Source organism: Paracoccus sp. pheM1 (assembly GCF_018499825.1).
Lineage (GTDB): Bacteria > Pseudomonadota > Alphaproteobacteria > Rhodobacterales > Rhodobacteraceae > Paracoccus > Paracoccus versutus.
Genome location: NZ_JAGXCX010000001.1, coordinates 1,820,369 through 1,846,857, shown reverse-complemented (window position 1 = coordinate 1,846,857; position 26,489 = coordinate 1,820,369). Strand labels below are relative to the sequence as shown.

At 68.2% G+C, this 26,489-nt stretch carries 25 protein-coding genes; 17 read left to right on the top strand and 8 right to left on the bottom strand.

What is annotated here, in order from left to right; all coding sequences use genetic code 11:
- Window positions 1-70: 70 nt before the first annotated feature.
- Window positions 71-1,219 carry a glutamine-hydrolyzing carbamoyl-phosphate synthase small subunit gene (gene carA, locus KF941_RS09460; protein WP_214273200.1) on the bottom strand — a complete coding sequence of 383 codons (1,149 nt, stop codon included), beginning with the start codon at window positions 1,217-1,219 and terminating at the stop codon, window positions 71-73.
- Window positions 1,220-1,387: 168 nt separating this feature from the next.
- Between carA and KF941_RS09455 the strand changes: the two genes are divergently transcribed.
- The 17 genes from KF941_RS09455 to KF941_RS09375 all read left to right on the top strand — a co-directional run bounded on the left by KF941_RS09455 (window position 1,388) and on the right by KF941_RS09375 (window position 20,230).
- Window positions 1,388-1,852 (top strand): GatB/YqeY domain-containing protein, encoded by a 465-nt coding sequence (locus KF941_RS09455; protein WP_036751277.1) that lies wholly within the window; start codon window positions 1,388-1,390, stop codon window positions 1,850-1,852.
- 209 nt (window positions 1,853-2,061) lie between these two features.
- A complete protein-coding gene (locus KF941_RS09450) occupies window positions 2,062-3,099 on the top strand; it encodes an NAD(P)-dependent alcohol dehydrogenase (RefSeq protein ID WP_214273199.1) in 1,038 nt (345 codons plus the stop codon).
- A gap of 5 nt (window positions 3,100-3,104) precedes the next feature.
- Window positions 3,105-4,562, top strand: coding sequence for a xylulokinase (gene xylB, locus KF941_RS09445; RefSeq protein ID WP_214273198.1), 1,458 nt, complete (start codon window positions 3,105-3,107; stop codon window positions 4,560-4,562).
- Between the two features lie 250 nt (window positions 4,563-4,812).
- Complete coding sequence (locus tag KF941_RS09440; RefSeq protein ID WP_214273197.1) at window positions 4,813-5,697, top strand: AraC family transcriptional regulator; 885 nt, start codon at window positions 4,813-4,815, stop codon at window positions 5,695-5,697.
- Window positions 5,698-5,796: 99 nt separating this feature from the next.
- Window positions 5,797-6,702: an ABC transporter substrate-binding protein gene (locus KF941_RS09435; RefSeq protein WP_036751270.1), complete on the top strand. Its 906-nt coding sequence runs from the start codon at window positions 5,797-5,799 to the stop codon at window positions 6,700-6,702.
- Between the two features lie 70 nt (window positions 6,703-6,772).
- Window positions 6,773-8,272, top strand: a complete 1,500-nt coding sequence (locus KF941_RS09430; protein WP_116222917.1) for a sugar ABC transporter ATP-binding protein — start codon at window positions 6,773-6,775, stop codon at window positions 8,270-8,272.
- A complete protein-coding gene (locus tag KF941_RS09425; RefSeq protein WP_214273196.1) occupies window positions 8,262-9,239 on the top strand; it encodes a ribose ABC transporter permease in 978 nt (325 codons plus the stop codon). Before KF941_RS09430 ends, KF941_RS09425 begins: the two co-directional genes overlap by 11 nt.
- Before the next feature lie 36 nt (window positions 9,240-9,275).
- Entirely contained in the window at window positions 9,276-10,007 is a 732-nt protein-coding gene (locus tag KF941_RS09420) for an SDR family oxidoreductase (RefSeq protein ID WP_214273195.1), read from the top strand.
- Window positions 10,008-10,035: 28 nt separating this feature from the next.
- Complete coding sequence (locus KF941_RS09415) at window positions 10,036-11,658, top strand: FGGY-family carbohydrate kinase (protein WP_214273194.1); 1,623 nt, start codon at window positions 10,036-10,038, stop codon at window positions 11,656-11,658.
- A 41-nt stretch (window positions 11,659-11,699) separates the two neighbouring features.
- Complete coding sequence (locus tag KF941_RS09410; protein ID WP_214273681.1) at window positions 11,700-12,425, top strand: SDR family oxidoreductase; 726 nt, start codon at window positions 11,700-11,702, stop codon at window positions 12,423-12,425.
- A gap of 93 nt (window positions 12,426-12,518) precedes the next feature.
- Window positions 12,519-13,085: a YetF domain-containing protein gene (locus KF941_RS09405; protein ID WP_052095748.1), complete on the top strand. Its 567-nt coding sequence runs from the start codon at window positions 12,519-12,521 to the stop codon at window positions 13,083-13,085.
- Entirely contained in the window at window positions 13,082-14,308 is a 1,227-nt protein-coding gene (locus KF941_RS09400; RefSeq protein WP_214273193.1) for an FAD-dependent oxidoreductase, read from the top strand. The genes KF941_RS09405 and KF941_RS09400 overlap by 4 nt, the downstream gene beginning before the upstream one ends.
- Before the next feature lie 192 nt (window positions 14,309-14,500).
- Window positions 14,501-15,604: an ABC transporter ATP-binding protein gene (locus tag KF941_RS09395; RefSeq protein WP_036751256.1), complete on the top strand. Its 1,104-nt coding sequence runs from the start codon at window positions 14,501-14,503 to the stop codon at window positions 15,602-15,604.
- 32 nt (window positions 15,605-15,636) lie between these two features.
- On the top strand, window positions 15,637-16,716 hold the full coding sequence (locus tag KF941_RS09390) for an ABC transporter substrate-binding protein (RefSeq protein WP_036751416.1): 1,080 nt from the start codon (window positions 15,637-15,639) through the stop codon (window positions 16,714-16,716).
- Window positions 16,717-16,815: 99 nt separating this feature from the next.
- Window positions 16,816-17,898, top strand: a complete 1,083-nt coding sequence (locus KF941_RS09385; protein ID WP_036751254.1) for an ABC transporter substrate-binding protein — start codon at window positions 16,816-16,818, stop codon at window positions 17,896-17,898.
- A gap of 71 nt (window positions 17,899-17,969) precedes the next feature.
- Window positions 17,970-19,271, top strand: a complete 1,302-nt coding sequence (locus KF941_RS09380) for an ABC transporter permease (RefSeq protein WP_116170997.1) — start codon at window positions 17,970-17,972, stop codon at window positions 19,269-19,271.
- A gap of 5 nt (window positions 19,272-19,276) precedes the next feature.
- Complete coding sequence (locus tag KF941_RS09375; RefSeq protein ID WP_116222912.1) at window positions 19,277-20,230, top strand: ABC transporter permease; 954 nt, start codon at window positions 19,277-19,279, stop codon at window positions 20,228-20,230.
- 35 nt (window positions 20,231-20,265) lie between these two features.
- On the opposite strand, the gene KF941_RS09370 is transcribed toward KF941_RS09375, so the two are convergent.
- The 7 genes from KF941_RS09370 to lexA all read right to left on the bottom strand — a co-directional run bounded on the left by KF941_RS09370 (window position 20,266) and on the right by lexA (window position 26,480).
- Window positions 20,266-21,210, bottom strand: a complete 945-nt coding sequence (locus tag KF941_RS09370) for an AEC family transporter (RefSeq protein WP_214273192.1) — start codon at window positions 21,208-21,210, stop codon at window positions 20,266-20,268.
- Entirely contained in the window at window positions 21,207-22,007 is an 801-nt protein-coding gene (locus tag KF941_RS09365) for an MBL fold metallo-hydrolase (protein WP_214273191.1), read from the bottom strand. The genes KF941_RS09370 and KF941_RS09365 overlap by 4 nt, the downstream gene beginning before the upstream one ends.
- The gene (locus KF941_RS09360) at window positions 22,004-22,801 is read right to left on the bottom strand and encodes a TatD family hydrolase (protein ID WP_036751830.1); all 798 of its coding nucleotides are present in this window, start codon (window positions 22,799-22,801) and stop codon (window positions 22,004-22,006) included. Before KF941_RS09360 ends, KF941_RS09365 begins: the two co-directional genes overlap by 4 nt.
- A gap of 12 nt (window positions 22,802-22,813) precedes the next feature.
- Complete coding sequence (locus KF941_RS09355; RefSeq protein WP_214273190.1) at window positions 22,814-23,896, bottom strand: DNA polymerase III subunit delta'; 1,083 nt, start codon at window positions 23,894-23,896, stop codon at window positions 22,814-22,816.
- An 11-nt stretch (window positions 23,897-23,907) separates the two neighbouring features.
- Entirely contained in the window at window positions 23,908-24,507 is a 600-nt protein-coding gene (gene tmk, locus KF941_RS09350; protein ID WP_214273189.1) for a dTMP kinase, read from the bottom strand.
- A gap of 13 nt (window positions 24,508-24,520) precedes the next feature.
- Window positions 24,521-25,678, bottom strand: a complete 1,158-nt coding sequence (locus KF941_RS09345) for a D-alanyl-D-alanine carboxypeptidase family protein (protein ID WP_214273188.1) — start codon at window positions 25,676-25,678, stop codon at window positions 24,521-24,523.
- Between the two features lie 103 nt (window positions 25,679-25,781).
- The gene (gene lexA / locus KF941_RS09340) at window positions 25,782-26,480 is read right to left on the bottom strand and encodes a transcriptional repressor LexA (RefSeq protein WP_036751856.1); all 699 of its coding nucleotides are present in this window, start codon (window positions 26,478-26,480) and stop codon (window positions 25,782-25,784) included.
- Window positions 26,481-26,489 lie beyond the last annotated feature (9 nt).

Here is a 26,489-nt window from a genome sequence, read left to right as displayed (position 1 = left end):
TCGTTCCGGTCCCCTCTCTGCCATGCAGAGGGTTAAGAACCGGTTAACCGCCGCCAGGCCCGCGCCCGGATCAGCCGCGCCGGCTGCGCATCGCCTCGGTGAAGCGCTCGAACAGATAGGCGCTGTCCTGCGGGCCGGGGCTGGCCTCGGGGTGGTATTGCACCGAGAAGACCGGCTTGTCGGCCACGCGCAGCCCGCAGTTCGAGCCGTCGAACAGGCTGACATGGGTCTCGATCACGCCTTGGGGCAGGGTCTGGGCATCGACGGCGAAGCCGTGGTTCATCGAGGTGATCTCGACCTTGCCGGTTTCGACGTCCTTGACCGGGTGGTTCGCGCCGTGATGGCCGTGGTTCATCTTCACGGTATGGGCGCCAAGCGCCAGCGCCAGCATCTGGTGGCCCAGGCAGATGCCAAAGATCGGCAGGTCGCGGTCCAGCAACTCGCGGATCATCGGCACGGCGTATTCGCCGGTCGCGGCCGGGTCGCCCGGTCCGTTCGACAGGAACACGCCCTCGGGCTCGTGGGCCAGCACTTCCTCGGCGGTGGCGGTGGCGGGCAGCACCATCACCTCGGCGCCGCTTTGCGCCAGCGAGCGCAGGATGTTGCGTTTCGCGCCGTAATCGACGGCGACGACGCGGAAAGGTTTCTTTTCCTCGGACTGGCCGAAGGTGCCGGGCCAGGACCACAGCCCCTCGGTCCAGCGATAGCTTTGCCGGCAGCTGACCTCCTTGGCGAGGTCCAGGCCGACGATGCCCTTCCAGCCGCGCGCCTTGGCGACCATGGCGGCGATGTCGAAATTCCCCTCGGGGTCATGGGCCAGGACGACATGGGGCGAGCCCTGCTGGCGGATCGCGCGGGTCAGGCGGCGGGTATCGACGCCGCCGATGCCGATGCGGCCGCGGCGCGCCATCCATTCGACCAGGTCGGCGCTGGCGCGCCAGTTCGAGGGCTCGGTCGGATCCCATTTCACCACGATGCCCGAGGCGACGGGCTCGGGCGCCTCGTCGTCCTGTTCGGTCACGCCGGTATTGCCGATATGGGGGAAGGTGAAGGTCACGACCTGGCTGGCATAGGAGGGATCGGTCATGATCTCCTGATAGCCGGTCATCGCGGTGTTGAAGACCAGCTCGGCCACCACTTCCCCGACCGCGCCGAAGCCCTGGCCGTGGAACACGGTGCCGTCGGCAAGCGCAAGACATGCGGTCGGTTTCTGGGGCATCGTCACTCTCCGGGTAAATCGGCGGGAACCTAGGTAAAGGGCGCAGGCGCGTCAAGGCGGGAACGGGCGGCGCGCGGAACTTTGCGGCCGGGACGGGGTTGAGGGCACGGCTTGACTGCGGGGGCGAAGCCGGGCACCACCCGGCGGAATACATTCAGCGAGGATCACATGGGACTGCGCGAACGCATTCTGGCCGATACGAAAGAGGCGATGAAAGCCAAGGACTCGGCGCGGCTGTCCACGCTGCGCCTGATCTCGGCCGCGATCAAGGACCGCGAGATCGCCGCCCGCGGCGAAGGCGGCGACGAGGCCGGGCTGGCCGAGGCCGAGCTGACCGCGATCCTGTCCAAGATGGTCAAGCAGCGCCAGGAATCGGCCAAGGCCTATGAAGAGGGCGGCAGGCTGGAACTGGCCGAGCGCGAGCTGGACGAGATCAAGGTGATCCAGTCCTACCTGCCGCGCCAGCTGGACGCCGAGGAAACCCGCGCCGCCATCGACAAGGCCATCGCCGAACTGGGCGCCGAGTCGATCCGCGACATGGGCCGGGTCATGGCCGAGCTGCGCGCCCGCCATGCCGGGCAGATGGATTTCGGCGCCGTCGGCCCCATGGTCAAGGACCGGCTGATGAAATGACCGCCCTGATTCTTTGCGACCAGGGCCGGATCGCCTGCGCCGCCGCAGCCGGCGCATAGCTTTTCCGGCGCAGCACTGATACAATTATTCTTCTGATGAGCAAAAGCTCGCGCCCTGCGCGGGTTTTTGTTTACATGCGCCCCGACTCGCCGCCAAAGACGCGAGTCGAGGGCGCCCGAAGGGCGGCGCGGCCATCAGGAGGACGGGCGATGAAGGCATTGGTGCTGGAAGAAAAGGGCAAGCTGTCGCTGCGGGATTTCGACATTCCCGCCACGCTGGGGCCCAGGGACGTGCGGATCAGGACGCATACGGTCGGGATCTGCGGCTCGGACGTACATTATTATACCCATGGCAAGATCGGGCATTTCGTCGTGCGCGAGCCGATGGTGCTGGGCCACGAGGCATCCGGCACGGTGATCGAGGCGGGGGCCGAGGTCACGCATCTGAAGCCCGGCGACCGGGTCTGCATGGAGCCGGGGATTCCCGACCCGACCTCGCGCGCGGCCAAGCTGGGGATCTACAACGTCGATCCGGCCGTGACCTTCTGGGCGACGCCACCGGTGCATGGCTGCCTGACGCCCGAGGTCGTCCACCCCGCTGCCTTCACCTACAAGCTGCCCGGCAATGTCAGCTTCGCGGAAGGCGCGATGGTCGAGCCCTTTGCCATCGGCATGCAGGCCGCGCTGCGGGCCCGCATCCAGCCGGGCGACGTGGCGGTGGTCACGGGCGCCGGCCCCATCGGCATGATGGTGGCGCTGGCGGCGCTGGCCGGCGGTTGCGCGCGGGTGATCGTGGCCGACCTTGCCCAGCCCAAGCTGGACATCATCGGCGCCTATGACGGCATCGAGACCGTGAACATCCGCAACCACCCGCTGGCCGAGGCGGTGGCCGAGGCGACCGACAACTGGGGCGCCGACATCGTCTTCGAATGCTCGGGCGCGGCGCCGGCGATCCTGGGCATGCACCAGCTTGCGCGTCCCGGCGGGGCCATCGTGCTGGTCGGCATGCCGGTCGATCCGGTGCCGGTGGACATCGTCGGGCTGCAGGCCAAGGAGCTGCGGGTCGAGACCGTGTTCCGCTATGCCAATGTCTATGACCGCGCCATCGCGCTGATCGCCTCGGGCAAGGTGGATCTCAAGCCGCTGATCTCGGCCTCGATCCCCTTCGCGGACAGCATCGCCGGCTTCGACCGCGCCGTCGAGGCGCGCGAGACCGACGTGAAGTTGCAGATCGTCATGCCGGAGTAAGCGCCATGTATCTGGGACTGGACCTGGGCACCTCGGGCATCAAGGCGATGCTGGTGGACGAAAGCTTCGCGACCGTCGGCGTCGCCCATGCGGCCCTGACCGTCAGCCGCCCGCATCCCGGCTGGTCCGAGCAGGCGCCGGCCGACTGGATCGCCGGCGCCGAGGCAGCCATCGCGGCGCTGCTGCGCGAGCATCCGGCCGCGATGGCGCGGCTGCAGGCCATCGGCCTGTCGGGGCACATGCATGGCGCCACGCTGCTGGACGGCGCGGACCATGTGCTGCGGCCCTGCATCCTGTGGAACGACGGCCGCTCGGGTCCGCAATGCGCCGAACTGACCGCACGGGCGGATTTCCACGGCATCGCCGGCAACCTGGTCATGGCGGGCTTTACCGCGCCGAAACTGCTTTGGGTGGCGCAGAACGAGCCCGAGATCTTTGCCCGGACCGCCAAGGTGCTGCTGCCCAAGGACTACCTGCGGCTGTGGCTGACCGGCGAGCATGTCGCCGAGATGTCGGACGCGGCGGGGACGCTGTGGCTGGACGTGGGCAAGCGCGACTGGTCGGATGCGCTGCTGGCCGCGACCGGGCTGACGCGCGCCCAGATGCCGCGGCTGGTCGAGGGCAGCGACGTTTCCGGCCATCTGCGCGCCGAACTGGCCGAGCGCTGGGGCATCCCGCGCGTGCCGGTGGCGGGCGGCGGCGGCGACAATGCCGCCACGGCCTGCGGCATGGGGGTGATGACGCCCGGCACGGGCTTTCTGTCGCTGGGCACCTCGGGCGTGCTGTTCGCCGCGACCGAGGCTTACGCGCCGAATACCGGCGATGCGGTGCATACCTTCTGCCATGCCGTGCCGGACACCTGGCACCAGATGGGGGTGATCCTGTCTGCGACCGACAGCATGAGCTGGCTGTCCGAGATCACCGGCAAACCCGTGCCCGAGCTTGCCGGGATGGTGGGCGCGGTGACGGCGCCCTCGCCGGTGCTGTTCCTGCCTTACCTGTCGGGCGAGCGCACGCCGCTGAACGATCCCGATGCGACCGGCGCCTTCCTGGGGCTGCGCCGCGCCACCGGGCTGGCCGACCTTGCGCAGGCGGCGATGGAGGGCGTGGCCATGGCATTCGCCGATTGCGTCCATGCGCTGCGCAAGGCCGGCACCCCCATCGAGGCCGCATATGCGGTGGGCGGCGGCGCGCGCTCGCGCGCCTGGCTGCGAATCATGGCCTCGGCCACCGGGCTCACGCTGCTGGAGCCCGAGGACGGCGATTTCGGCGCAGCCTTCGGGGCGGCCAAGCTGGCGGCCGCCTGCGCGACGGGCGATACCTCGGACCGCATCTTTGCCAGGCCCGCCATTCGCGCCGAGGTTGTGCCCGATCCTGAACTGGCCGCGGCCTATGCGAAAAAGTATGAGGCCCATCATGCGGCTTATCCGCGGCTGCGGGATCTGACCGCTCTGGGCGCTTGATAGCGTTAACAGAGGGTTTTTCCGAAAAAGCAGGCCTATGCCGCTGCGCTGCGGTATGGGCTTTCTGCTATGCAGCATATGCCCGTTGCGGTGCCTTGCGCCTGCCTCTTCAATTCCTGCACCGATCGGTGCAAAAAAGTATCGGTATTTTTTTCGCCCTGATGTGGATCGCCGGCGGGCATGAAGCCTATGGTTCCTGAACGTCCGCGGCAGGCCCGGCAGGGTCCGCGGCGTGCAGGGAGGAAGGCGAATGCAACCCGATCTGGAGCTGGTCCACATCCGCAAGGGCGAATCCTTCGCCGCGTGGATGCATGGCTATCCGTTCCGCACGGTGCGCTGGCATTACCATCCCGAATACGAAATCCACCTGGTCGTCGCCACCTCGGGCACATTTTACATCGGCGACCATGTCGGCAGCTTCCAGCCCGGCCAGCTGATCATGACCGGGCCGAACCTGCCGCAGAACTGGATCAGCGACATCCCGCCCGGCGAGGCGGTGCCGCTGCGCTCGCTGGTGATCCAGTTCCCCGAAGCCTTCATCGAAGAGGCCAGCGCCGCCATGCCCGAGATGGAGGCGCTGCGCCCGCTCCTGGAACGCTCGCGCCGCGGCTTGCTCTTCGACGACGAGACCAGCGCCCGCGTCCGCCCGCTGATGGAGCGGCTGGTCGAGGCGCAGGGCCTGCGTCGCCTGGCGCTGTTCTGGGACATCCTGGACCTGCTGGCCCATGCGCCGGAATACGAGGTGCTGGCCAGCCTCAGCTTCGAGCTGGACCTGACGCGCACCCATGACGGCGGCATCAACCGCGCGCTGTCGCATCTGCGCGAACACCTGACCGAGCAGATCGAGGAGGGCGAGCTGGCCGAGATGGTCGGGCAAAGCCAAAGCGCCTTTTCCCGTGCCTTCAAGCGCCATACCGGCACCACGCTGGTGCGCTATCGCAACCAGCTGCGCGTCGACCTGGCCTGCCAGATGCTGCTGACCGATCCCGACGTCAAGGTGGCCGAGATTTGCTACGAGGTCGGGTTTTCGAACCTGTCGAACTTCAACCGGCATTTCCTGAAGCTCAAGGGAAAGTCGCCCTCGCAGTTCCGCGCGACTTTCGCGGCCCAGAAGGCGCTGGTCATGGCGGACTGACAAGGACCGAAATCGCCAATTTCACCAATTCGGGCGGCGCGGCGCCGCCCGGAGACGCGCAGGCCATGCCTGCTTTCATCCAGATGGGAGGGAACCCAGATGAAAACGAAACTGCTCACCGCCTCGGCCGCGCTTGCGCTCATGGCGGCCCCGGCGCTGGCCCAGGACAAGCTGAAGATCGGCATGACCTTCCAGGAGCTGAACAACCCCTATTTCGTGTCCATGCAGGAGGCGCTGAACGAGGCCGCCGCCAGCTTGGGCGCCGATGTCGTCGTCACCGACGCCGGCCATGACGTGGCCAAGCAGATCTCGGATGTCGAGGACATGCTGCAGCAGAACATCGACATCCTGCTGCTGAATCCGACCGACAGCGCCGGGATCGAGGCCGCGGTCCATGCCGCCAAGGCCGCGGGCGTGACCGTGGTCGCGGTCGATGCGAACGCGAACGGTCCGGTCGATACCTTCGTCGGCTCCAAGAACCGGGACGCGGGCTACATGTCCTGCAAGTATCTGGGCGAGGCGCTGGAGGGCAAGGGCGAGGTCGCGATCCTGGACGGCATCCCGGTGGTGCCGATCCTGCAGCGCGTCGAGGGCTGCAAGGCCGCGCTGGAGGAGTTCCCGGAAATCACCCTGGTCGATACCCAGAACGGCCGGCAGGACCGCTCGGTCGCCCTGGGCGTGGTCGAGAACATGATCCAGTCCAAGCCGAACCTGGCCGGCATCTTCTCGGTCAACGACGGCGGCGCCATGGGCGCGCTGGCGGCGATCCAGGGCTCGGGCAAGGACATCAAGCTGACCTCGGTCGACGGCGCACCCGAGGCGGTCCAGGCCATCGCCGCGGGCGGCCCCTTCATCGAGACCACCGCGCAATTCCCGCGCGACCAGGTCCGGGTTGGCCTGGCCATGGCGCTGGCGCAGAAATGGGGCGCCCGCGTGGTGCCGAAGGAAGTGCCGATCGACGTCATGGTCGTTGACGCCGAGAACGCTGCCGAGTTCAGCTGGTAAGGGTTCCTCCCCGCTCCCGTCCCCGCATGCCGCGGGGGCGGGACATTTCCCAGCCATTCAGGAGGGCATCATGCTGGAACTGAAGGGAATCCGAAAAAGCTTCGGCAAGATCGAAGTCCTGCACGGCGTCGACATGGAGGTCCGCGCCGGCGAGGTGCATGCGCTTCTGGGCGAGAACGGCGCCGGCAAGTCCACGCTGATGAAGATCCTGTGCGGCATCATCCAGCCCAGCGAGGGCACGATCCGCATCGAGGGGACCGAGCGCCACTTTGCCGATTACGACCAGGCCATCGCCGCGGGCGTGGGCATCGTGTTCCAGGAGTTCAGCCTGATCCCCTATCTCGACGCGGTCGAGAACATGTTCCTGGCGCGCGAGATCCGCGGACGCTTCGGCACGCTGGACCGCAAGGCGATGCGCGCCCGCGCCGCCGAGATCATGCGCCAGCTGGCCGTCGACGTGGCCCTGGACGTGCCGGTGCATCGCTTGTCCGTCGCCGAGCAGCAATTCGTCGAGATCGCCAAGGCGCTGTCCCTGAACGCCCGCATCCTGGTGCTGGACGAGCCGACCGCGACCCTGACCCCCTCCGAGGTCGAGCACCTGTTCAAGGTCATGCGCGAGCTGCGCCGGCAGGGCGTGGCGATCATCTTCATCTCGCATCACCTGGAAGAGATCTTCGAGATCTGCGACCGCATCACCGTGCTGCGCGACGGCGAGTTCATCGCCTCCTGCGCGGTCCCGGACGTGGACAACGACCGGCTGGTCGAGATGATGGTCGGCCGCCGGATCGAGAATAACTTCCCGCCCAAGCCGGCCCCCTCGACCGCCTCCGTTGTCGTCGAGGTCGAGGAGGTGCAGCTGAAGAAGGGCGGCCCCGTCTCGCGCTTTGCCCTGCGCAAGGGCGAGATCCTGGGCTTTGCCGGGCTGGTCGGCTCGGGCCGCACGGAAACCGTGCTGGCCATGCTGGGCGCATACCCGGCGGCGCGCTGCAAGGTGAAGGTGGACGGGGTCGAGAAACGTTTTCGCGGCCCCGACGAGGGGCTGGCGCATGGCATCGGCCTGCTGCCCGAAAGCCGCAAGGAACAGGGGCTGATCACCAGCTTCTCGATCCTGCAGAACGTCTCGCTGAACAATTACGGCAAGTATCGCAAGAACCACTGGTTCATCGACCTGAAAAAGGAACTGGCTGCGACCGAGACCGCCATGGCGCAGGTCCGCGTCAAGGCGCAGGGGCCGCATGCCCGCGTCGATACGCTGTCGGGCGGCAACCAGCAGAAGGTCGTGATCGCCCGCTGGCTGAACCACGACATGCAGGTGCTGATCTTCGACGAGCCGACGCGCGGCATCGACGTGGGCGCCAAGGCGGAAATCTATGCGCTGATGCGCGAATTCACCGCCAAGGGCGGCGCCATCATCATGATCTCGTCCGAACTGCCCGAGGTGATCGGCATGTCCGACCGGGTCTGCGTGTTCCGCTCGGGCGGGATCGTGGCCACGGTCGAGGGCGACCAGATCGATTCCGAAACCATCATGACCCATGCCACGACCGGGAGAGTTGAACATGTCGCATGACGCAAACACCGGCTCGGCCGGGAAAACCGGCGGCTTCTCGCTTGGCCGCCTGCTGCATTCGCCGCTGGCGCTGCCGCTGATCGGGCTGATCACCGTCTCGGTGCTGATGGGGCTGGCGAGCGACAATTTCTTCAGCCTGAACAACATCATGAACGTGCTGCGCCAGGTGTCGGTCGTCGGCATCCTCGCCGTTGGCATGAGCTTCGTCATCCTGACCGGCGGGATCGATTTGTCGGTCGGCGCGGTCATGGCGCTGGTCGGCACGCTAAGCGCGGGGATGATGGTCAACATGGGCCTGCCCGCGCCGGTGGCGCTGCTGGTCGGGCTGCTGATCGGCCTGGGCATCGGGCTGGCCAACGGCGTGCTGGTCGCCTGGGGCCGGATGCCGGCGATCATCGTGACGCTGGCCACCATGGGCATGGCGCGCGGCCTGGGGCTGATCTATTCCGGCGGCTATCCGATCAGCGGCCTGCCCAGCTGGATTTCCTGGTTCGGGGTCGGCCGCGTCGGCGTGGTGCCGGTCCCGGTCATCATCATGGTGGTGATCTATGCCCTGGCCTGGGTGCTGTTGCAGCGCACCGCCTTTGGCCGCCACGTCTATGCCCTGGGCGGCAACGAGACCGCGGCGCGCCTGTCCGGCGTCAAGACCCGGCGGGTCAAGCTGGCGGTCTATGGCATTTCGGGCCTGACCTCGGCGCTTGCTGCGGTGATCCTGACCGGGCGGCTGATGAGCGGCCAGCCCAATGCCGGCGTGGGGTTCGAGCTGGACGCCATCGCCGCCGTGGTGCTGGGCGGCACCGCGATTTCCGGCGGCCGCGGCCTGATCCTGGGGACGCTGATCGGCGCGGTGCTGCTGGGCATCCTGAACAACGGGCTGAACCTGATGGGGATCAACCCCTATCTTCAGGACGTCATCAAGGGCGCGATCATCCTCTTGGCCATCTATATCGGGCGCGAATGGCGCTAGGCCCCGCCCGCACCATACCGAAGACAGGAGAACGGAATGTCTGAATCGCTGGACGGCAAGGTCGCCGTCATCACCGGCGCGGCCTCGGGGATCGGGCTTGCGACCACCCAGCGGCTGCTGGAACGCGGCGCCACCGTGGTCATGGTGGACTGGAACGAGGGCGCGCTGGACGAACTGGCCGCCAAGCTGGGCGACAAGGCGATCCCGCAGGTGACGAACCTGCTGGATGCCGAAAGCTGCGACGCCATGATCCCCGAGATCCTGGCCAAGGTCGATCAGATCGACATCCTTTACTGCAACGCCGGCACCTATATCGGCGGCGACCTGGCCGACACGACGCCCGAGGCCATCGACCGGATGCTGAACCTGAACGTCAACGCGGTGATGAAGAACGTCCACGCCGTGCTGCCGCACATGACCGGGCGCAAGACCGGCGACATCGTCGTCACCTGCTCGATCGCCGGGCATTTCCCGACCTGGTGGGAGCCGGTCTATTCCGGCTCGAAATGGGCGATCACCAGCTTTGTCCAGGGGATGCGACGTCAGATGATCCCGCATGGCGTGCGCGTCATGCAGGTCTCGCCCGGCCCGGTCGTCTCGGCGTTGCTGGCCGACTGGCCCGAGGAGAACCTGCGCAAGGCCAAGGAAAGCGGCAGCCTGATCGACGCGGAAGAGGTCGCGGATGCGGTCGAATACATGCTGACCCGCAAGCGCACCGTCACCATCCGCGACATGCTGGTGCTGCCGACCAATTTCGACCGCGTCTGACGCCCGGCACCCGGAACGGAGTAGCGCCATGGACCAGTATCTGATCGGCATCGACGTGGGCACCGGCTCGGCGCGGGCCGGGGTCTTCGACCGCGCAGGCCGCCTGCTTGCCACCGCCAAGCGCCCCATCGCGATGCACCGCGAGCGCGGCGTGATCGCCGAGCAGTCCAGCGAGCAGGTCTGGCGCGCGGTCTGCGACTCCGTCCGGGAATGCGTGACCCGCGCCGGGATCGACCCGGCGCGCGTCACGGGCATCGGCTTCGATGCCACCTGCTCCCTTGTCGTCCGCGGGGCGGGGGATGCGACGCTGCCGGTGGGCGATCCCGCCCACCCCGAGCGCGACATCATCGTCTGGATGGACCACCGCGCCGTCGAGCAGGCCGAGCGCATCAATGCGCTGGGCCACGACGTGCTGGCCTATGTCGGCACCCGCATCTCGCCCGAGATGGAGACGCCGAAGCTTCTGTGGCTGCGCGAGAACCGGCCCGAGGTCTATGCGGCGGCGGCGCATTTCTTCGACCTGACCGATTTCCTGACCTGGAAGGCGACCGGCGCGCTGGAGCGCTCCGCCTGCACCGTGACCTGCAAATGGACCTATCTGGCGCATGAGGGGCGCTGGGACGCGGGCTATTTCCGCCAGATCGGCCTGGGCGACCTGGCCGACGACGGTTTCGCCCGCATCGGTGCCTGCGTCGTCGATCCCGGCACGGCGCTGGGGCAGGGGCTGACCCCGGCCGCGGCCGAGGCGATGGGGCTGCGTCCCGGCACCGCGGTCGCGGCCGGGCTGATCGACGCCCATGCCGGCGGCGTCGGCACGGTGGCGGCGGGGGGCGATGCGACGGCTTGCCTGGGCTATGTCTTCGGCACCTCCTCCTGCACCATGACCACGACGCGCGAGCCGGCCTTCGTGCCGGGCGTCTGGGGGCCCTATTACTCGGCCATGGTGCCCGGCATGTGGCTGAACGAGGGCGGCCAGTCCGCCGCCGGCGCCGCCATCGACCAGCTGGTGCAGCTGCACCCCGCCACGGCCGAGGCGACGGCGCTGGCCGAGGCGGCGGGCAAGTCCCTGCCGCAATGGCTGGCCGACCGGGCGCTGGAGCTGGCGGGCGATGCCAGCGCCGCCCTGCGGCTGGCCGACGAGCTGCATGTGGTGCCCGAGTTCCTGGGCAACCGCGCGCCCTTTGCCGATCCCCATGCCCGCGCCGTCATCATGGGGCAGGGGATGGAGACGGGGCCGGATTCGCTGGTCGCGCTTTATGTCGCCGGGATCTGCGGCCTGGGCTATGGCCTGCGCCAGATCATCGAGACCCAAGGCCAGCATGGCGCCCCGGTTCAGACGATCAGCGTCAGCGGCGGCGCCGGCGCGCATCCGCTGACCCGGCAGCTGCTGGCGGATGCGACGGGGCTGCCGGTCGAGGTGACGGAATGCCCCGAGCCGGTGCTGCTGGGCTCGGCCATGCTGGGCGCGGTGGCGGCGGGGGTGTTCCCCGACCTGCACACCGCCATGCCCGCCATGTCGCGCATCGCCACGCGCTGCGCCCCCGATCCCGCCAGCCGCGCGCGGCAGGACGCGCGCCATGCCGCCTTCCTGGCGCTGCAATCCACGGCGCGGCAGATCCGCGCCGCCATGGCGGCCTTGCCGCAAAACTGAACACGGGCGGCCCTGCCGCCGAACTGGACATGCGAGGAACCATGCAATTCTCGGGCAAGACCGTCATCATCACCGGCGCGGGCAAAGGGATCGGCCGCGCCTGCGCGCGTCTCATGGCCGGGCGCGGGGCCGAGGTCGTGGCGCTGAGCCGCACCCAATCCGACCTTGATAGCCTGCGGGACGAGATCGGCGCGCGCGGCATCCGCGTCGACCTGGCCGACGCGGCTGCCACCCGCGCCGCCATGGCGCAGGCGGGGACCGCCGACTACCTGATCAACAGCGCCGGCATCAACGTGCTGGAAAGCGTGCTCGACATGACCGAGGCCGGCTATGAGGCGGTCCTGGGCATCAACCTGCGCGCGGCGCTGATCTGCTGCCAGGAATTCGCCCGCGCCCGCATGGCGGCGGGCGGCGGCGGCGCCATCGTCAACATCACCTCGATCGCCGGTCATCGCGGCTTCCAGGACCACCTGTGCTATGCCGCCTCGAAGGCCGGGCTCGAGGGCGCGACCCGCGTGCTGGCCAAGGAACTGGGCCCGCACGGCATCCGCGTGAACGCGGTCGCGCCCACCATCACCCTGACCGAACTGGCGGCCGAGGCCTGGTCGGACCCGGCGAAAAGCCAGCCGATGATGGTGCGCCACCCGCTGAACCGCTTTGCCGAGGCCGAGGAGGTCGCGCAAAGCATCGCGCTGCTGCTTTCGGACGACAGCCGCATGGTCTCGGGCGCGGTGCTGCCGGTGGATGGCGGCTTCCTGGCCGTCTAGGTTTTCCGGCGCCGGTGTTCGGGGCGTGGAACCGGCGCCCCGGATCGCGGCTTGTCCCTTGGCGCAAACCGGCGCGGGCAGGGGACGGCGGCCATGCTTGACGAACTTCACCGCATCTTCCTGGGCGATCAGGATCTGTCCTTCGCCTGGGAAGTCTTTCTTCGCACCGTCATCATCTATTTCTACACGCTGGCGTTGATGCGCTGGCTGGGCGGGCGCACGGTGGCGCAGCTTTCCATCGTCGAGTTCCTGCTGGTCATCGCCATCGGCTCGGCGGTGGGCGATTCGTTGTTCTATCCCGACGTGCCGATGCTGCCGGCGATGTTCGCCATCTTCCTGGTCGCCGCCTTCAACAAGCTGGTGGACGAGGCGATCCTGTCCTCGGACCTGCTGTCGCGGATCTTCGAGGGCAGGCCGCGCATCGTCGTCACCGAGGGCCGCGTCCACCAAGACCGCCTGCGCCGGCAGGGCATCGGCATCGGCGAGTTGCACGCCAAGCTGCGCGAAAAGGGCGTGGCCGACCTGGCCGACGTCAAGTTCGCCATTCTCGAGGCCGACGGTGCGCTTTCGGTGCTCAGGCGGGACCGGGACGGCACGGCGGGGCTTTACCAGCCGCCCGCGATCCCGCAGCGGGAAATGGCCTGGGCGGGCAAGGAATGACCGGGCCCCGGCGCACCATCCAGCGGCGGCTGCGCACGGCGCATCCCTTCTGGGCCGAGACGCCGCATATCTCGGTCGCGCATCGGGCAGAGCCCTCGCAGCCGCGCTGGGACGTGGTGATCGTCGGCACCGGCATTTCCGCGGCCCTGCTGGCCGAGCGGCTGACGCGGCGCAAGCGGCGGGTGCTGCTGGTGGACCGGCGCCAGCCGGTGCGGGGCTCGTCGCTTGCCTCGACGGCGATGATCCAGCACGAGATCGACGTGCCGCTGAGCCGGCTGGCGCGCCAGATCGGCCCCGACAAGGCGGCGCGGGCCTGGCTGCGCTCGGTCAAGGCGGTCGAGGAACTGCTGCGGCTGTCGCGCCGGCTGCGGCTCGACTGCCAGATGCAGCGCAAGCGGGCGCTTTACCTGGCCGGCGACGAGATGGGCTTTCGCGCGCTGGAGGCCGAGGCGGCGCTGCGCCGCGAAACCGGCATCGCGGCCGAGTTCCTTTCGCGCCGGCGCCTGCTCGAGGAATACGGCATCGACCGCACGGGGGCCATCCGCTCCACCGCCTCGGCCTCGGCCAATCCGGCGCAGCTGACGGCCGGGCTGCTGCGGCTGGCGCAGGAACGCGGGGCCGAGATCGTCTCGCCCTTCGAGGTCGCGGATTTCGCGGAACTGGCGGACGGGGTGGCGCTGGCATCCTCGGCCGGGCGGGTGGTGGTGGCGGGCCATGCGGTGTTCTGCACCGGCTACGAATTCCTGCCGCAGCTTGCCTCGGCGCATCACCGCATCATCTCGACCTGGGCCGTCGCCTCGGCCGAGGGGGTGCGCCATCCGGCCTGGCTCGACGACTGTCTGGTCTGGGAGGCGGCCGATCCCTACCTGTATTTCCGCACCACGCCCAGCGGCCGGATCATCGCCGGCGGCGAGGACGAGGCAAGCCCCGATGCCTACGAGGATGCCGGCAAGCTGCGCCGCAACGCCGGCGAGATCGCCCGCAAGCTGCGCGAGACCTGCGGCATCCGCATCGGCCGCCCGGCCTATCGCTGGGCCGCGGCCTTCGGCGACAGCGACGACGGGCTGCCGATCGTCGATGCGGTGCCGGGCTGCCGGCGCTGCCATGCGGTGATGGGCTTTGGCGGCAACGGCATCACCTATTCCGTCATCGCCGCCGAACTGACCGCGCGCCGGATCGACGGCCGCGCCGATCCCGACGCCGATCTCTATCGCTTTCGCTGAGCCCGGCGCTGAGCCCGGCCATGTCGCTGTCAACCCGAATCTGCCCGGCGAAAGGGCAATGACGCAATGTGACACCGACTTCGTCGCCTGCGTCCTTCCGGCCGGCTGCACAAGTGAGTTGCATTCCCCGACAAGCGCCGATTACTGTTGGCTGGCGGAACGAAGAACCAATAGAAACAGGGAGCCCGCATCGTGACAGCAGACCCCGGCAACGACGCTTTCGTTGTCTTCGATCACGTCCAGAAAAGCTATGACGGGCAATCGCTTGTCGTCAAAGACCTGAACCTGACCATCGGCAAGGGCGAGTTCCTGACCATGCTCGGCCCCTCCGGCTCGGGCAAGACCACCTGCCTGATGATGCTGGCCGGATTCGAGACGGCGACCCATGGCGAGATCCGGCTGGACGGCCGCAACATCAACGACGTGCCGCCCCATCGGCGCGGCATCGGCATGGTGTTCCAGAACTACGCGCTTTTCCCGCATATGAGCGTGGGCGAGAACCTGTCCTTTCCGCTGGAAGTGCGCGGCATGGGTAAGGACGAGCGCGAAAGCCGCATCACCCGCGCCCTCGACATGGTGCAGATGGGCCAGTTCAAGAACCGCCGCCCGGCGCAGCTTTCCGGCGGCCAGCAGCAGCGCATCGCGCTGGCCCGCGCCTTGGTGTTCGATCCCAAGCTGGTGCTGATGGACGAGCCGCTGGGCGCGCTCGACAAGCAGCTGCGCGAGCATATGCAGTTCGAGATCAAGGCATTGCACGACCGGCTCGGCATCACCGTGGTCTATGTGACCCACGACCAGGGCGAGGCGCTGACCATGTCGGACCGCATCGCCGTGTTCAACGACGGCCGCATCCAGCAGCTCGCGCCGCCCCCGGTGCTTTACGAGCAGCCCGAGAACAGCTTCGTCGCCGGCTTCATCGGCGAGAACAACGCCCTGCGCGGCACCATCGAGCAGCTGCAGGGCGACAAGGCGCTGGTGCGGCTGGACAATGGCGAGCTGATCGACGCCACCGCCGTCAACATCCGCGAAAGCGGCCAGGTCACGACGGTCTCGATCCGGCCCGAGCGGGTCGAGTTCAAGCCCGAGCTGATGCCGGCCGGTGCCCATACCATCGAGGCGCAGGTGCGCGACGTGATCTACATGGGCGACATCCTGCGGGCGCGGCTGCATGTCGCCGGGCAGGACGATTTCGTGATGAAATACCGCAACACGCTGGGGCAGGTGAAGCTGTCGCCCGGCCAGACGATACGGATCGGCTGGCATCCCGAGGATGCCCGCGCCCTCGATCCGGTGTGAACGTGCATTACGCAAGGAACCAGGGAGTTATGATGAAACGCACGCTGATACTGACCTCTGCGCTGGTCGTCGTCGCGGCTGCGGCCCAGGCACAGGACCAGCAGGTCAACCTGCTGTCCTGGGGCGGGGCCTATGGCATGAGCCATGTCGAGGCCTATGCCAAGCCCTTCGAGGCCCAGACCGGCAAGAAGGTCGTGGTTTCGGATGCCGACAACCCCGCGACGCCGGTCAAGGCCCAGGTCGAGGCGGGCAATGTCTCGATCGACGTGGCCTCGGTCGAATATGCCGATGCCGTGCGGCTTTGCGACGAGGGGCTGCTGGAAGTGATCGACCCGGCGATCCTGACCCCCGCCGCCGACGGCACCCCGGCCGCCGACGATTTCATCGAGGGCGCGATCACCGAATGCTTCGTGGGCACGGACGTCTATTCGATGATCCTGGCCTATGACGACGGCAAGTTCCCCGATGCCAAGCCCGCCGGCGCGGCCGATTTCTTCGACACGGCCAAGTTCCCCGGCAAGCGCACCATGCGCAAGGGCGCCAAGTTCAACCTGGAATTCGCGCTGATGGCCGATGGCGTCGCGCCCGACCAGGTCTATGAGGTGCTGGGCACCCCCGAGGGCGTGGACCAGGCCTTCGCCAAGCTCGACACGATCAAGAACGACGTGATCTGGTGGGAAGCCGGCGCGCAGCCGCCGCAGCTTCTGGCCGATGGCGAGGTGTCGATGGCCTTTGCCTTCAACGGCCGGATCTTCAACGCCGCCCAGCAGGAGGGCAAGCCCTTCAAGATCGTCTGGGACGGCCAGATCTACGAGATGGAGGGCTGGGTGATGCCGAAGGGCGCCCCGAACCCCGAGGCCGCCAGGGAGTTCATCGCCTTCTCGACCGCGCCCGAGCAGCAGGCCCGCGCCGCCGAGTTCATCAGCTACGGCCCGCCGCGCGTCTCGGCCGCCGCCCTGGTCGGCAATATCGAGGGCACCGACGTGCCGATGGGCCCGAACCTGCCCACCTATGCCGAGAACCTGGAAAACGCGCTGGCCTCGAACCTGGACTTCTGGGTCGACCACGACGCCGAGCTGCAGGAACGCTTCAACGCCTGGCTGGCGAACTGACATGCAAGGCCCGCGGCGGGAGCGTCCCGCCGCGGCCACCCGGCAAGCCCGAACGGGCAAAGAGCGGCCAAAGAGCCGCAAAACCAACGGGAGTAGAACATGAAAACCACATTGATCCTGACCTCGGCGCTGTGCAGCCTTGGCCTTGCGGCGCAGGCCCAGAACAAGGAGGTCAACGTCGTCTCCTGGGGCGGCGCCTATGAGCGTTCGCAGGTCGAGGCCTATAACATCCCCTTCGCCGAGCAGACCGGCATCAAGGTGAACATGCTGGCCGCCGACAACCCGGCCACGCCGCTGAAGGCGCAGGTCGAGGCGGGCAACATTACCGGCGACGTGTTCGACATCGAGGTCTCGGACGCGATCCGGCTTTGCGACGAGGGCGCGCTGGTCGAGATCGACCCCGCCATCCTGCCGCCCGCCCCCGACGGCACGCCCGCGACCGAGGATTTCATCCCCGGCGCGCTTCAGGAATGCGCGGTGGCGAACATCTTCTGGGGCACGGTCATCGCCTTCGACAGCACGAAATTCGACGGCGAGAAACCCTCGACCGCGGCGGATTTCTTCGACACCGCCAAGTTCCCCGGCAAGCGCGGCCTGCCCAAGAACCCCAAGCGCACCCTGTATCTGGCGCTGATCGCCGATGGCGTGGCGCCCGACCAGATCTATGAGGTGCTGGGCACGCCCGAGGGCGTGGACCAGGCCTTCGCCAAGCTCGACACCATCAAGGGCGACGTGGTCTGGTGGGAGGCCGGGGCCCAGCCGGTGCAGTTGCTGGCCGATGGCGAGGTGGTGATGGCCACCGGGTATAACGGCCGCTTCTTCGACGCCATGGTCGGCGAGGGCAAGCCCTTCGAGATCATCTGGGACGGGCAATACATGGACATGGACATGTTCGCCATTCCCAAGGGCTCGCCCAACCCCGAGGCGGCGCTGGAATACCTGAAATTCGCCACCGCGACCGAGCAGCTGGCCAACCAGGCGAAATACATCGCCTATGGCCCGTCGCGGAAAAGCTCGGCGGCGCTGGTCGGGCTGTTCCAGGACGGCAAGACCGAGATGGCGCCGCACATGCCCACCAGCGAAGAGCATATGAAGACCGCCGTCATGGACGACCCGGAGTTCTGGGCCGACCATTCCGCCGAACTGGCCGAGCGTTTCAACGGCTGGCTGGCCGCCAACTGACCTGCGCAATGCCGCGGCCCGGACCGTCCGGGCCGCGGCTTCGACCCCGGATTGCCCGACAAAGGACCAAGATGGCCAAAGCCCTCGACCCCCATGCCGCCATCGTGACCGAGGCCGGCGGCCTTGACCAAGGCGGCACGCTGAGAACCGCGGACGGTCGTCCGTTGAAGTCTGCGCTTGCGCGGAGTTCGCGTCGTGCGCGTCGGCGGGCGTTCCTGCTGGTGCTGCCGCTCCTGCTGTTCATCCTGATCACCTTCGTGGTGCCGATCGGGCAGATGCTGCAGCGCTCGGTCAAGAACGACGGCTTCTCGGCCAACATGCCGCAGCTCTCGGCCTGGTTCCACGACAACCCCCGCGGCACCGAACCCGACGATGCCGCCTGGGCGGCGCTGGCCGCCGACCTGACCGCCGCCGCCCAGGCGCGCACCGTCGGCGTCGTCGGCACCCGCATCAACTACGACATGCCGGGCACGCGCTCGCTGTTCACCTCGGCCGGGCGCCAGGCCCGCGGCGGCATCGAGCCGCCCTATCGCGAAGCCATCCTCGAGATGGACGCGAAATGGGGCGATCCCAGGCTGTGGTCGGTGATGCGCGAGGCCTCCTCGCCCTATACCAGCAACTTCTACCTGGCGGCGGTCGACCGCACCCGCGACGACCAGGGCGAGGTGGTTGCCGCCCCGGCGCAGCAGCAGATCTATGTCAAGCTGTTCATGCGCACCTTCTGGCTGTCGCTGGTCATCACCTTCACCACCTTCCTTCTGGGCTTTCCGGTCGCGCATCTGCTGGCGACGCTGCCGATGCGGCAGTCGAACCTGTTGATGATCCTGGTGCTGCTGCCGTTCTGGACCTCGCTGCTGGTCAGGACCACGGCCTGGATCGTGCTGCTGCAGCAGCAGGGCGTGGTCAACGACGTGCTGGTCTGGCTGGGGGTGATCGGCAACACCCAGCGGCTGCAGATGATCTTCAACCAGACCGGCACGATCATCGCCATGACCCATATCCTGCTGCCCTTCATGATCCTGCCGCTCTATTCGGTGATGCGCACGATCAATCCCAGCTATGTGCGCGCCGCGCGCAGCCTGGGGGCGACCAGCTGGACCGCCTTCCGCCGGATCTATTTCCCGCAGACCCTGCCGGGGCTGGGGGCGGGGGCGCTCCTGGTGTTCATCCTGGCGGTGGGCTACTACATCACCCCCGCGCTGGTCGGCGGCTCGTCGGGGCAGCTGATCTCGAACATGATCGCGATGCACATGACGCAGACGCTGAACTGGTCCATGGCGGCCGCGCTGGCGGCGCTGCTTCTGGGGGGCGTGCTGATCCTCTACTGGGTCTACGACCGGCTCGTCGGCATCGACAACCTGAAACTGGGGTAATCGCCATGGCGCTTCCGACTTACGCATCGCCCTTGGAGAAGGTCTGGCACTACGCCTATCTGGTGATCTGCGGCGCGATCTTCTTCTTCCTGATCGCGCCCATCGTGGTGGTGATCCCGCTGAGCTTCAACGCCGAGCCCTATTTCACCTTCACCGACCGGATGCTGTCCTTCGACCCCGAGGGCTATTCGCTGCGCTGGTACGACAGCCTGCTGACCTTCGGCATGGCGCGGCCGGACGCGCCGCGCGACCTGAGCTGGTGGGCGGATGCCTGGCAGAACGCGAAATGGGTGAATGCGGCGAAAAGCTCGATCATCATCGGCTTTTTCTCGACCATCCTGGCCACGGTGCTGGGCACGCTGGCGGCGCTGGGTCTGTCGCGGCCCGAGATGCCCTGGCGCCGGGCGATCATGGCCATGCTGATCTCGCCGATGATCGTGCCGATCATCATCACCGCGACGGGGATGTTCTTCTTCTACTCGAACCCCTGCGAGCCGCTGAGCTGGATCGGGCTGGACCCGGAATGCGGCCGGCTGGCGGGCACCTACCTGGGGGTGATCCTGGCCCATGCCACGCTGGGCATTCCCTTCGTCATCATCACGGTGACGGCGACGCTGATCGGCTTCGACCAGTCGCTGAACCGGGCGGCGGCGAGCCTGGGGGCGAACCCGCGCACGACCTTCTTCCGCATCACCATGCCCTTGATCCTGCCCGGCGTGATCTCGGGGGCGCTGTTTGCCTTCGTGACCTCCTTCGACGAGGTGGTGGCGGTGCTGTTCATCGCCGGGCCGGACCAGCAGACCATACCGCGGCAGATGTGGAACGGCATCCGCGAGCAGATCTCGCCCGCCATCCTCGCCGTCGCCACGCTGCTGGTCATCTTCTCCATCGCGCTCCTCACCACCGTCGAGCTCCTGCGCAGGCGCTCGGAACGGCTCAGGGGGCTGACCCCAAGGTAGAACCGGACGCCGCCCTTCGGGGCGGCGTTCGCGCATCAGGGCAGGGCGCCGAGCCAGAACCAGACCGACAGCATCGACAACCCCGTCGCCATCAGCACCGCCGAGGCCGAAACCCGCTTGGCCACCCCGTAAAGCGACGCGAAAAGATAGGCGTTGACCCCCGGCGGCATGGCGGCCGTCATCACCGCCGAGCGCATCTCGGCCACGCTCAGCGCGAACAGCTTGCCCAGCCCGAAGGTCACGCCCGGATGCAGCAGCAACGAAATGCAGCAGCACAGCGCGATGGCCCGCGCCTCGCCCTCGGGGCGATAGCGGTACAGCACGCCGCCCAGCCCGAACAGCGCTGCCGGCAGCGCCGCGCTGGACATCATTCTGACCGCGGCCCAGAAACCCTCGGGCAGGACCAGCCCGGCCTGGGTCAGCAGGTTCACGGCAAAGCCGCAAAGGATGCCGATGACCAGCGGCGTATGCAGCACCCCCGACAGCGCCCGCAGGGCCACCCCGCCGACCGACAGGTCCTGGCCGCGGGCGCGGGCGAATTCCATCGCGGTGATGCCGAAGGTGTAAAGCAGCGGAGAATGCAGCGAGATGATGGTGAAATTGCCCAGCAGCGCCTCGGGACCATAGGCGCGCTCGGTGATCGGCACGCCCAGCAGCAGCGAGTTCGAGAACAGGCAGACGAAGCCGATGGCGATGGCGTCCTCGATGGGCCGCCGGAGCCAGCGAAACGCCAGGACGGTTCCCAGTGCAAAGGACAAGAGCGCGCCGCTGTAGAAGGCCAGGAGCAGCAGCGGGTTGTAGTTCGCGCCCAGGTCCAGCCCGGCGATGGCGCCGAACAGCAGCACCGGCAGGGCGAAGTTCTGGGCAAAGCGCATGACGCCATCGACCGCGACCTCGGTCAGCCATTTGCGCCAGCAGACCAGATAACCGAAGCCAACCACCAGGAAAACCGGCAGGATGACGTCGAAAAGTGCGGTCATATCAGCTCGATCCGCATCCCGTCATGGGCGGGCACCACATTCTCGGGCGTCTCGCGCATCATGGCGTCGTAATCCAGGTCGACATGCATGTTGGTCAGGACCCCCCGCGCGCAGCCCGAACGCGCGATCCATTCCAGCGTCAGCGCCAGATGGGCGTGGCTGGGATGCGGGATGCGCCGCAGCGCGTCGCAGATGAACACCTCGCAACCCATGATCGTCGGCCAGGCGTCCTCGGGGATCGCCAGCACGTCGGGCAGGTAGACCAGGCTCTGCTCGACCCCGCCTATGCGAAAGCCAAGCGCGTTCATGTCGCCGTGGTTGACCTCGAAGGGTGCAAGTTCGATGCTGCCGCCCGCGCCCTCGATGGCGAAGGGGCCGCGGATCGGCTGCAAATCGCAGATCGGCGGGTAGGAGGAACCGGGCGGCGTCTCGAAGATATAGCCAAAGCGGGTCTTCAGCGCCGCCGCGGTCGGCAGGTCGGCCCAGACCGGCATCCGCCGGCGCATGTTGAAGACGATCTGCCGCAGGTCGTCGATGCCGTGGATATGGTCGGCATGGGCATGGGTATAGGCCACCGCGTCCAGTTCTGCGACATCCGCGTCCAGCAGCTGCGGCACCAGGTCGGGGCCGGTGTCGACCAGCAGGCGCGTCACCCCGTCATGGCCGAAGCGCTCGACCAGGAGCGCGCAGCGGCGGCGGCGGTTGCGCGGGTTCGCCGGATCGCATTCGCCCCAGCGATTGCCCAGCCGCGGCACGCCGCCCGAGGAGCCGCAGCCCAGGACGGTGGCGCGGATCATGCCGCGGCCTTGCGAAACAACCGCTCGAAGTTCAGCGTGGTGAGGCTGGCGAATTCGTGCTGGGTCATGCCCAGCAGGTCCGCGCCGACCTTTGCGGTATGGGCGACGAAGGCCGGCTCGTTGCGCTTGCCGCGATGGGGCGGCGGGGCGAGGTAGGGCGCGTCGGTCTCGACCAGGATGCGGTCGGCGGGGGCGGCGGCGAAGATCTCGCGGATCTCGGTCGAGCGCGGGAAGGCCGCGATCCCCGACATGGACAGGTAGAAGCCCAGGTCCAGCGCCACCCGCGCCAATTCGCGCCCGCTGGTATAGCAATGCATCACGCCGGTGAAGGCGCCGGCGCGATGTTCCTCGGTCAGGATGCGGGCCATGTCCTCGTCCGCATCGCGGGAATGCACGATCAGCGGCAGGCCGGTGCGGCGCGCGGCCTCGATATGGATGCGCAGGCTTTCGGCCTGAACGGCGGCGCTGTCGGCGGTATAGTGATAGTCGAGCCCGGTCTCGCCGATGCCGACGAAACGCGGATGGCGCGACAGGGCCACCAGTTCCTCGACCGTGGCCAGCGGCTCTTCGGCGGCATGCATCGGATGGGTGCCGGCGGCATAGAAGACGCCCGGATGCGCCTCGGCGATGGCGCGCACGGCGGGCTCGTTGCGCAGCCGGGTGCAGATCGTCACCATGCGGGTGACGCCCGCCGCATGGGCGCGCGCGACCAGCTCGGCCTGCTGGCCGTCGAAATCGGGGAAGTCCAGGTGGCAATGGCTGTCCACCAGGATGGGAAGATCGGATTCGGGCATGATCGGTTTCCGTCAGACGGCGGGCTGGTTCGCAAGCCCGACCAGCATATCCAACACCAGCGCGGAAGGGTCAAGGTTGACCGCCCGGCCGGCACGGGCCCGCGCCGACAGCTCGGCCTGGGCGGCGGCCCAAAGCCGTGCCGCCGCGGGGTCGGGGGCGACGCGGCCCAGCACCTCGGCCTCGCCCTCGGCCGCCTCGGGCAGGGGGGCGCCCAAAAGGCCGGTGCGCGCCGCGCGGGTCAGGAAACGGTCGAGCAGGGTCACGACCAGGTCGAAGGGATCGCCCTCGGCCCCTGCGCGTCCCGCCGCCAGATCGGCCAGGGCGGCGGCGGCGCGGCGGTCCATGCGCGGATATTCGGCGAAAAGCCCGGTGATGCGCTGGTAAAGCGCCAGCCCGTCCTGGCCGGCCAGCCGCAGCGCCTCGCCGATCGAGCCGCCGGACAGCGCCGCCAGCCGCGCCGCGTCGTGGTCGAGCCCAAGGTCGTGCAGCACCCGGCCCATGTCCTCGGGGCTCAGCGGGTGCAGCCGCAATTCGCGGCAGCGCGAGCGGATCGTCGGCAGAAGCCGCGCCGGCTGATGCGCGACCAGCAGCAGCGTCGCATGCTGCGGCGGCTCCTCCAGCAGTTTCAGCAGCGCGTTGGCGGCGGCCTGGTTCATTTCGTCCGCGGCGTCGATGATGGCGACGCGGCGCCCGCCCTCGACCGCGCTCATGTGGAAAAAGCCCTGCAGGCGGCGGATTTCGTCCACGGTGATCTCGGCGCGCAGGCGCAGGGTCTTGTCATCGACCGGGCGCCGGACCAGGTGCAGCCGCGGCTCGGACAGCGCCCGGATGCGGCGGACGGTCGGATCGTCCTGCGGCGTGGTCAGGTCGGGTGTCGCGGCGCCGCTCAGCAGCCATTTGGCGACGGTCCAGGCCAGGGTGGCCTTGCCGGTGCCGCGCGGGCCCGAGATCAGCCAGGCATGGTGCAGCCGATGCGCCTGGGCGGCGGCCAGGAAATCCGCGACCGCGGCGTCCTGGCCGATGATGCGGGCCGCATCGCGGGGATGGGGGGCGCCCGGCACGCGGTCGGGTTCGGGCAGCGGCTCGTCGTTCATGCCGGATCTGCTCATGTCAGGGCGGCCAGAACGCGGGCGGCAACCTCGTCCTCGCTGCCGCGGCCGTCGATTACCCGAATGCGTCCGGGCGCCTCGGCGGCAAGGGCCAGGAAGCCTGCGCGCAGTTTCTGCTGGAAGCCCAGGCCCAGCGTTTCGAAGCGGTCCTCGGCCCCGCCGCGGGCCTGGCCGCGGGCCAATGCCACCGCCGGGTCGATGTCGATGATGAAGGTGCGGTCGGGCTCGATGCCGATGGTCAGCCGGTGCAGCTCCTCGACCAGTTGCCGCAGGTCGGCGCGGGCGAGGCCCTGGTAGACCCGGCTGGAATCGGCGAAGCGGTCGGTGACGATCCAGGCGCCGCGTTCCAGCGTCGGCCGGATCAGCCGCTCGACATGGTCGCGGCGGGCGGCGGTGAACAGCAGCAGCTCGGTTTCGGGGGACCAGCGCTCGCCGCCGCCCTCGACCAGCAGGCGGCGGATTTCCTCGGCGCCGGCGCTGCCGCCGGGTTCGCGGGTCAGCAGCGTTTCGGTGCCGCGCGCATTCAGCGCCTGCGCCAGCCGCCGCGCCTGGGTGGATTTTCCCGATCCGTCGATGCCCTCGAAGCTGATGAACATGGCGGGCGCGGCGTCAGTTGCGCACCGCCTGGACGGCCCTTTCGCCCAGGCGGAAGGCTGCGCTTTGCATGCGGCCCAGCACGCCGGTGCGGGCGACGTCGCTGGCGGCGAACAGTGGCAGGCGCGATTGCCCGGCGCCGGGGATGTCCACGATCAGCTCGCCCAGCTGGTCGCCCTGGGCGATCGGCGCCTCGATGGGGCCGTTGAACACGGCCTCGGCCTTTACGCCCGCATGCGAGCCGGCGGGGATCAGCACCCGGACCCCGTCCTTGGTGGTCAGGCCGACGCGGCTCTTGTCGCCCAGCCAGACCGGGGCCTGGACCACGATTTCGTCCTTGGGGATGATGGTGCGCATGGTGAACTGGCGATAGGCCCAGTTCACGATCTGCTCGGATTCCTCGGCCCTGGCCTTTTCGCTGGGCAGGCCGGTGATGACGAAGACGATGCGCCGGTCGCCCTGCACGGCCGAGCCGACAAGCCCGTAGCCCGCTTCCTGCGTGTGGCCGGTCTTCAGCCCGTCGGCCTTCCAGTCGCCCGTTCCCAGCCGCAGCAGCGGATTGCGGTTGCTGGCATTCGAGGGCACCCGGCCCTTGTAGTTGTATTCGGTGAGGGCGAAATTCTTGTAGAGGTCCGGGAACTCGGTGATCAACCGGGTGGCAAGCAGGCCCAGGTCGTGCATCGACATCCGGTGCCGGGGGTCCGGCCAGCCCGAGGAATTGACGAAATGCGAATTCGTCATGCGGAGCTGCCGGGCGCGTTCGTTCATCAGCCGCGCAAAGGCTTCCTCGGTTCCCGCCAGCCCCTCGGCCACCACGACGCAGGCGTCGTTGCCCGAGTTGATGATGATGCCGTGGATCAGATCCTCGACCGTAGGGCGGTCGGCGGGTTCGACGAACATCTTCGACCCGCCCATCTGCCAGGCCTTGGTGGAGACCGGGAAGGTCGTGTCCATCGCCACGCGGCCGTCGCGCAGCGCCTCGAACAGCATGTTCAGGGTCATCAGCTTGGACATGGAGGCCGGCGGCAGCGACTCGTCGGCGTTCTTTTCCATCAGCACGGTGCCGGTGGCCACGTCATAGACCCAGGCGGCGCGGGCCGTAGTGTCGAAGGCCTGCGCCGGCAGCGCAAGCAGCATGGCCAGAGCGAAGATGCGGAACGTCAGAGCGCGCATGGATTATCCTTGACCTGTCGCCTTTGGCCCATGGTTATCCCAGCGGGCCAAGACCCGCAACGCCGCCCGGCGGCCTGTGCCGCGCAAGTGAACGGCGCGCGGCCTAATAGCTGCGGATCAACCCCACCAGCCGGCCCTGGACGCGGACCTTGTCCTCGGGCAGGACACGGGTTTCATAGGCGGGGTTGGCAGCCTCCAGCGCGATCATGCCGCCCTTGCGGCGATAGCGTTTCAGCGTCGCCTCGAAACCCTCGACCAGCGCCACGACGATGTCGCCGTTCTCGGCCGTGTCCTGTTCGCGGATCACCACCACGTCGCCGTCGTTGATCCCGGCCTCGATCATCGAATCGCCGCGCACTTCCAGCGCGTAATGGCGGTCCTGGCCCGAGAGCATCGAGCCGGGCACGGCGATGTGATGCGATACCTCGGAAATCGCCTCGATCGGGACGCCGGCGGCGATGCGGCCCATCACCGGCAGTTCGATGGCCGAGACGGAGATTTCCATGGCGCCGCGCGGCAGGGGCGCGGGGCGGTCGGGGACGACCCCTTCGATCACGCGGGGCTGGAAGCCGGAACCCTTGCTGAGGCTGTCGGGCAGGCGGACGATTTCCAGCGCGCGGGCGCGATGCGGCAGGCGGCGGATGAACCCGCGTTCTTCAAGGGCGGTCACGAGGCGATGTATTCCCGATTTCGAGCGCAGGTCCAGCGCGAGTTTCATTTCGTCGAACGAGGGCGGCACCCCGTCGCGAGCCATCCGCGCCTGAATGAATTCAAGAAGCTGGATCTGTTTCTTCGTCAGCATGCTCTGCCC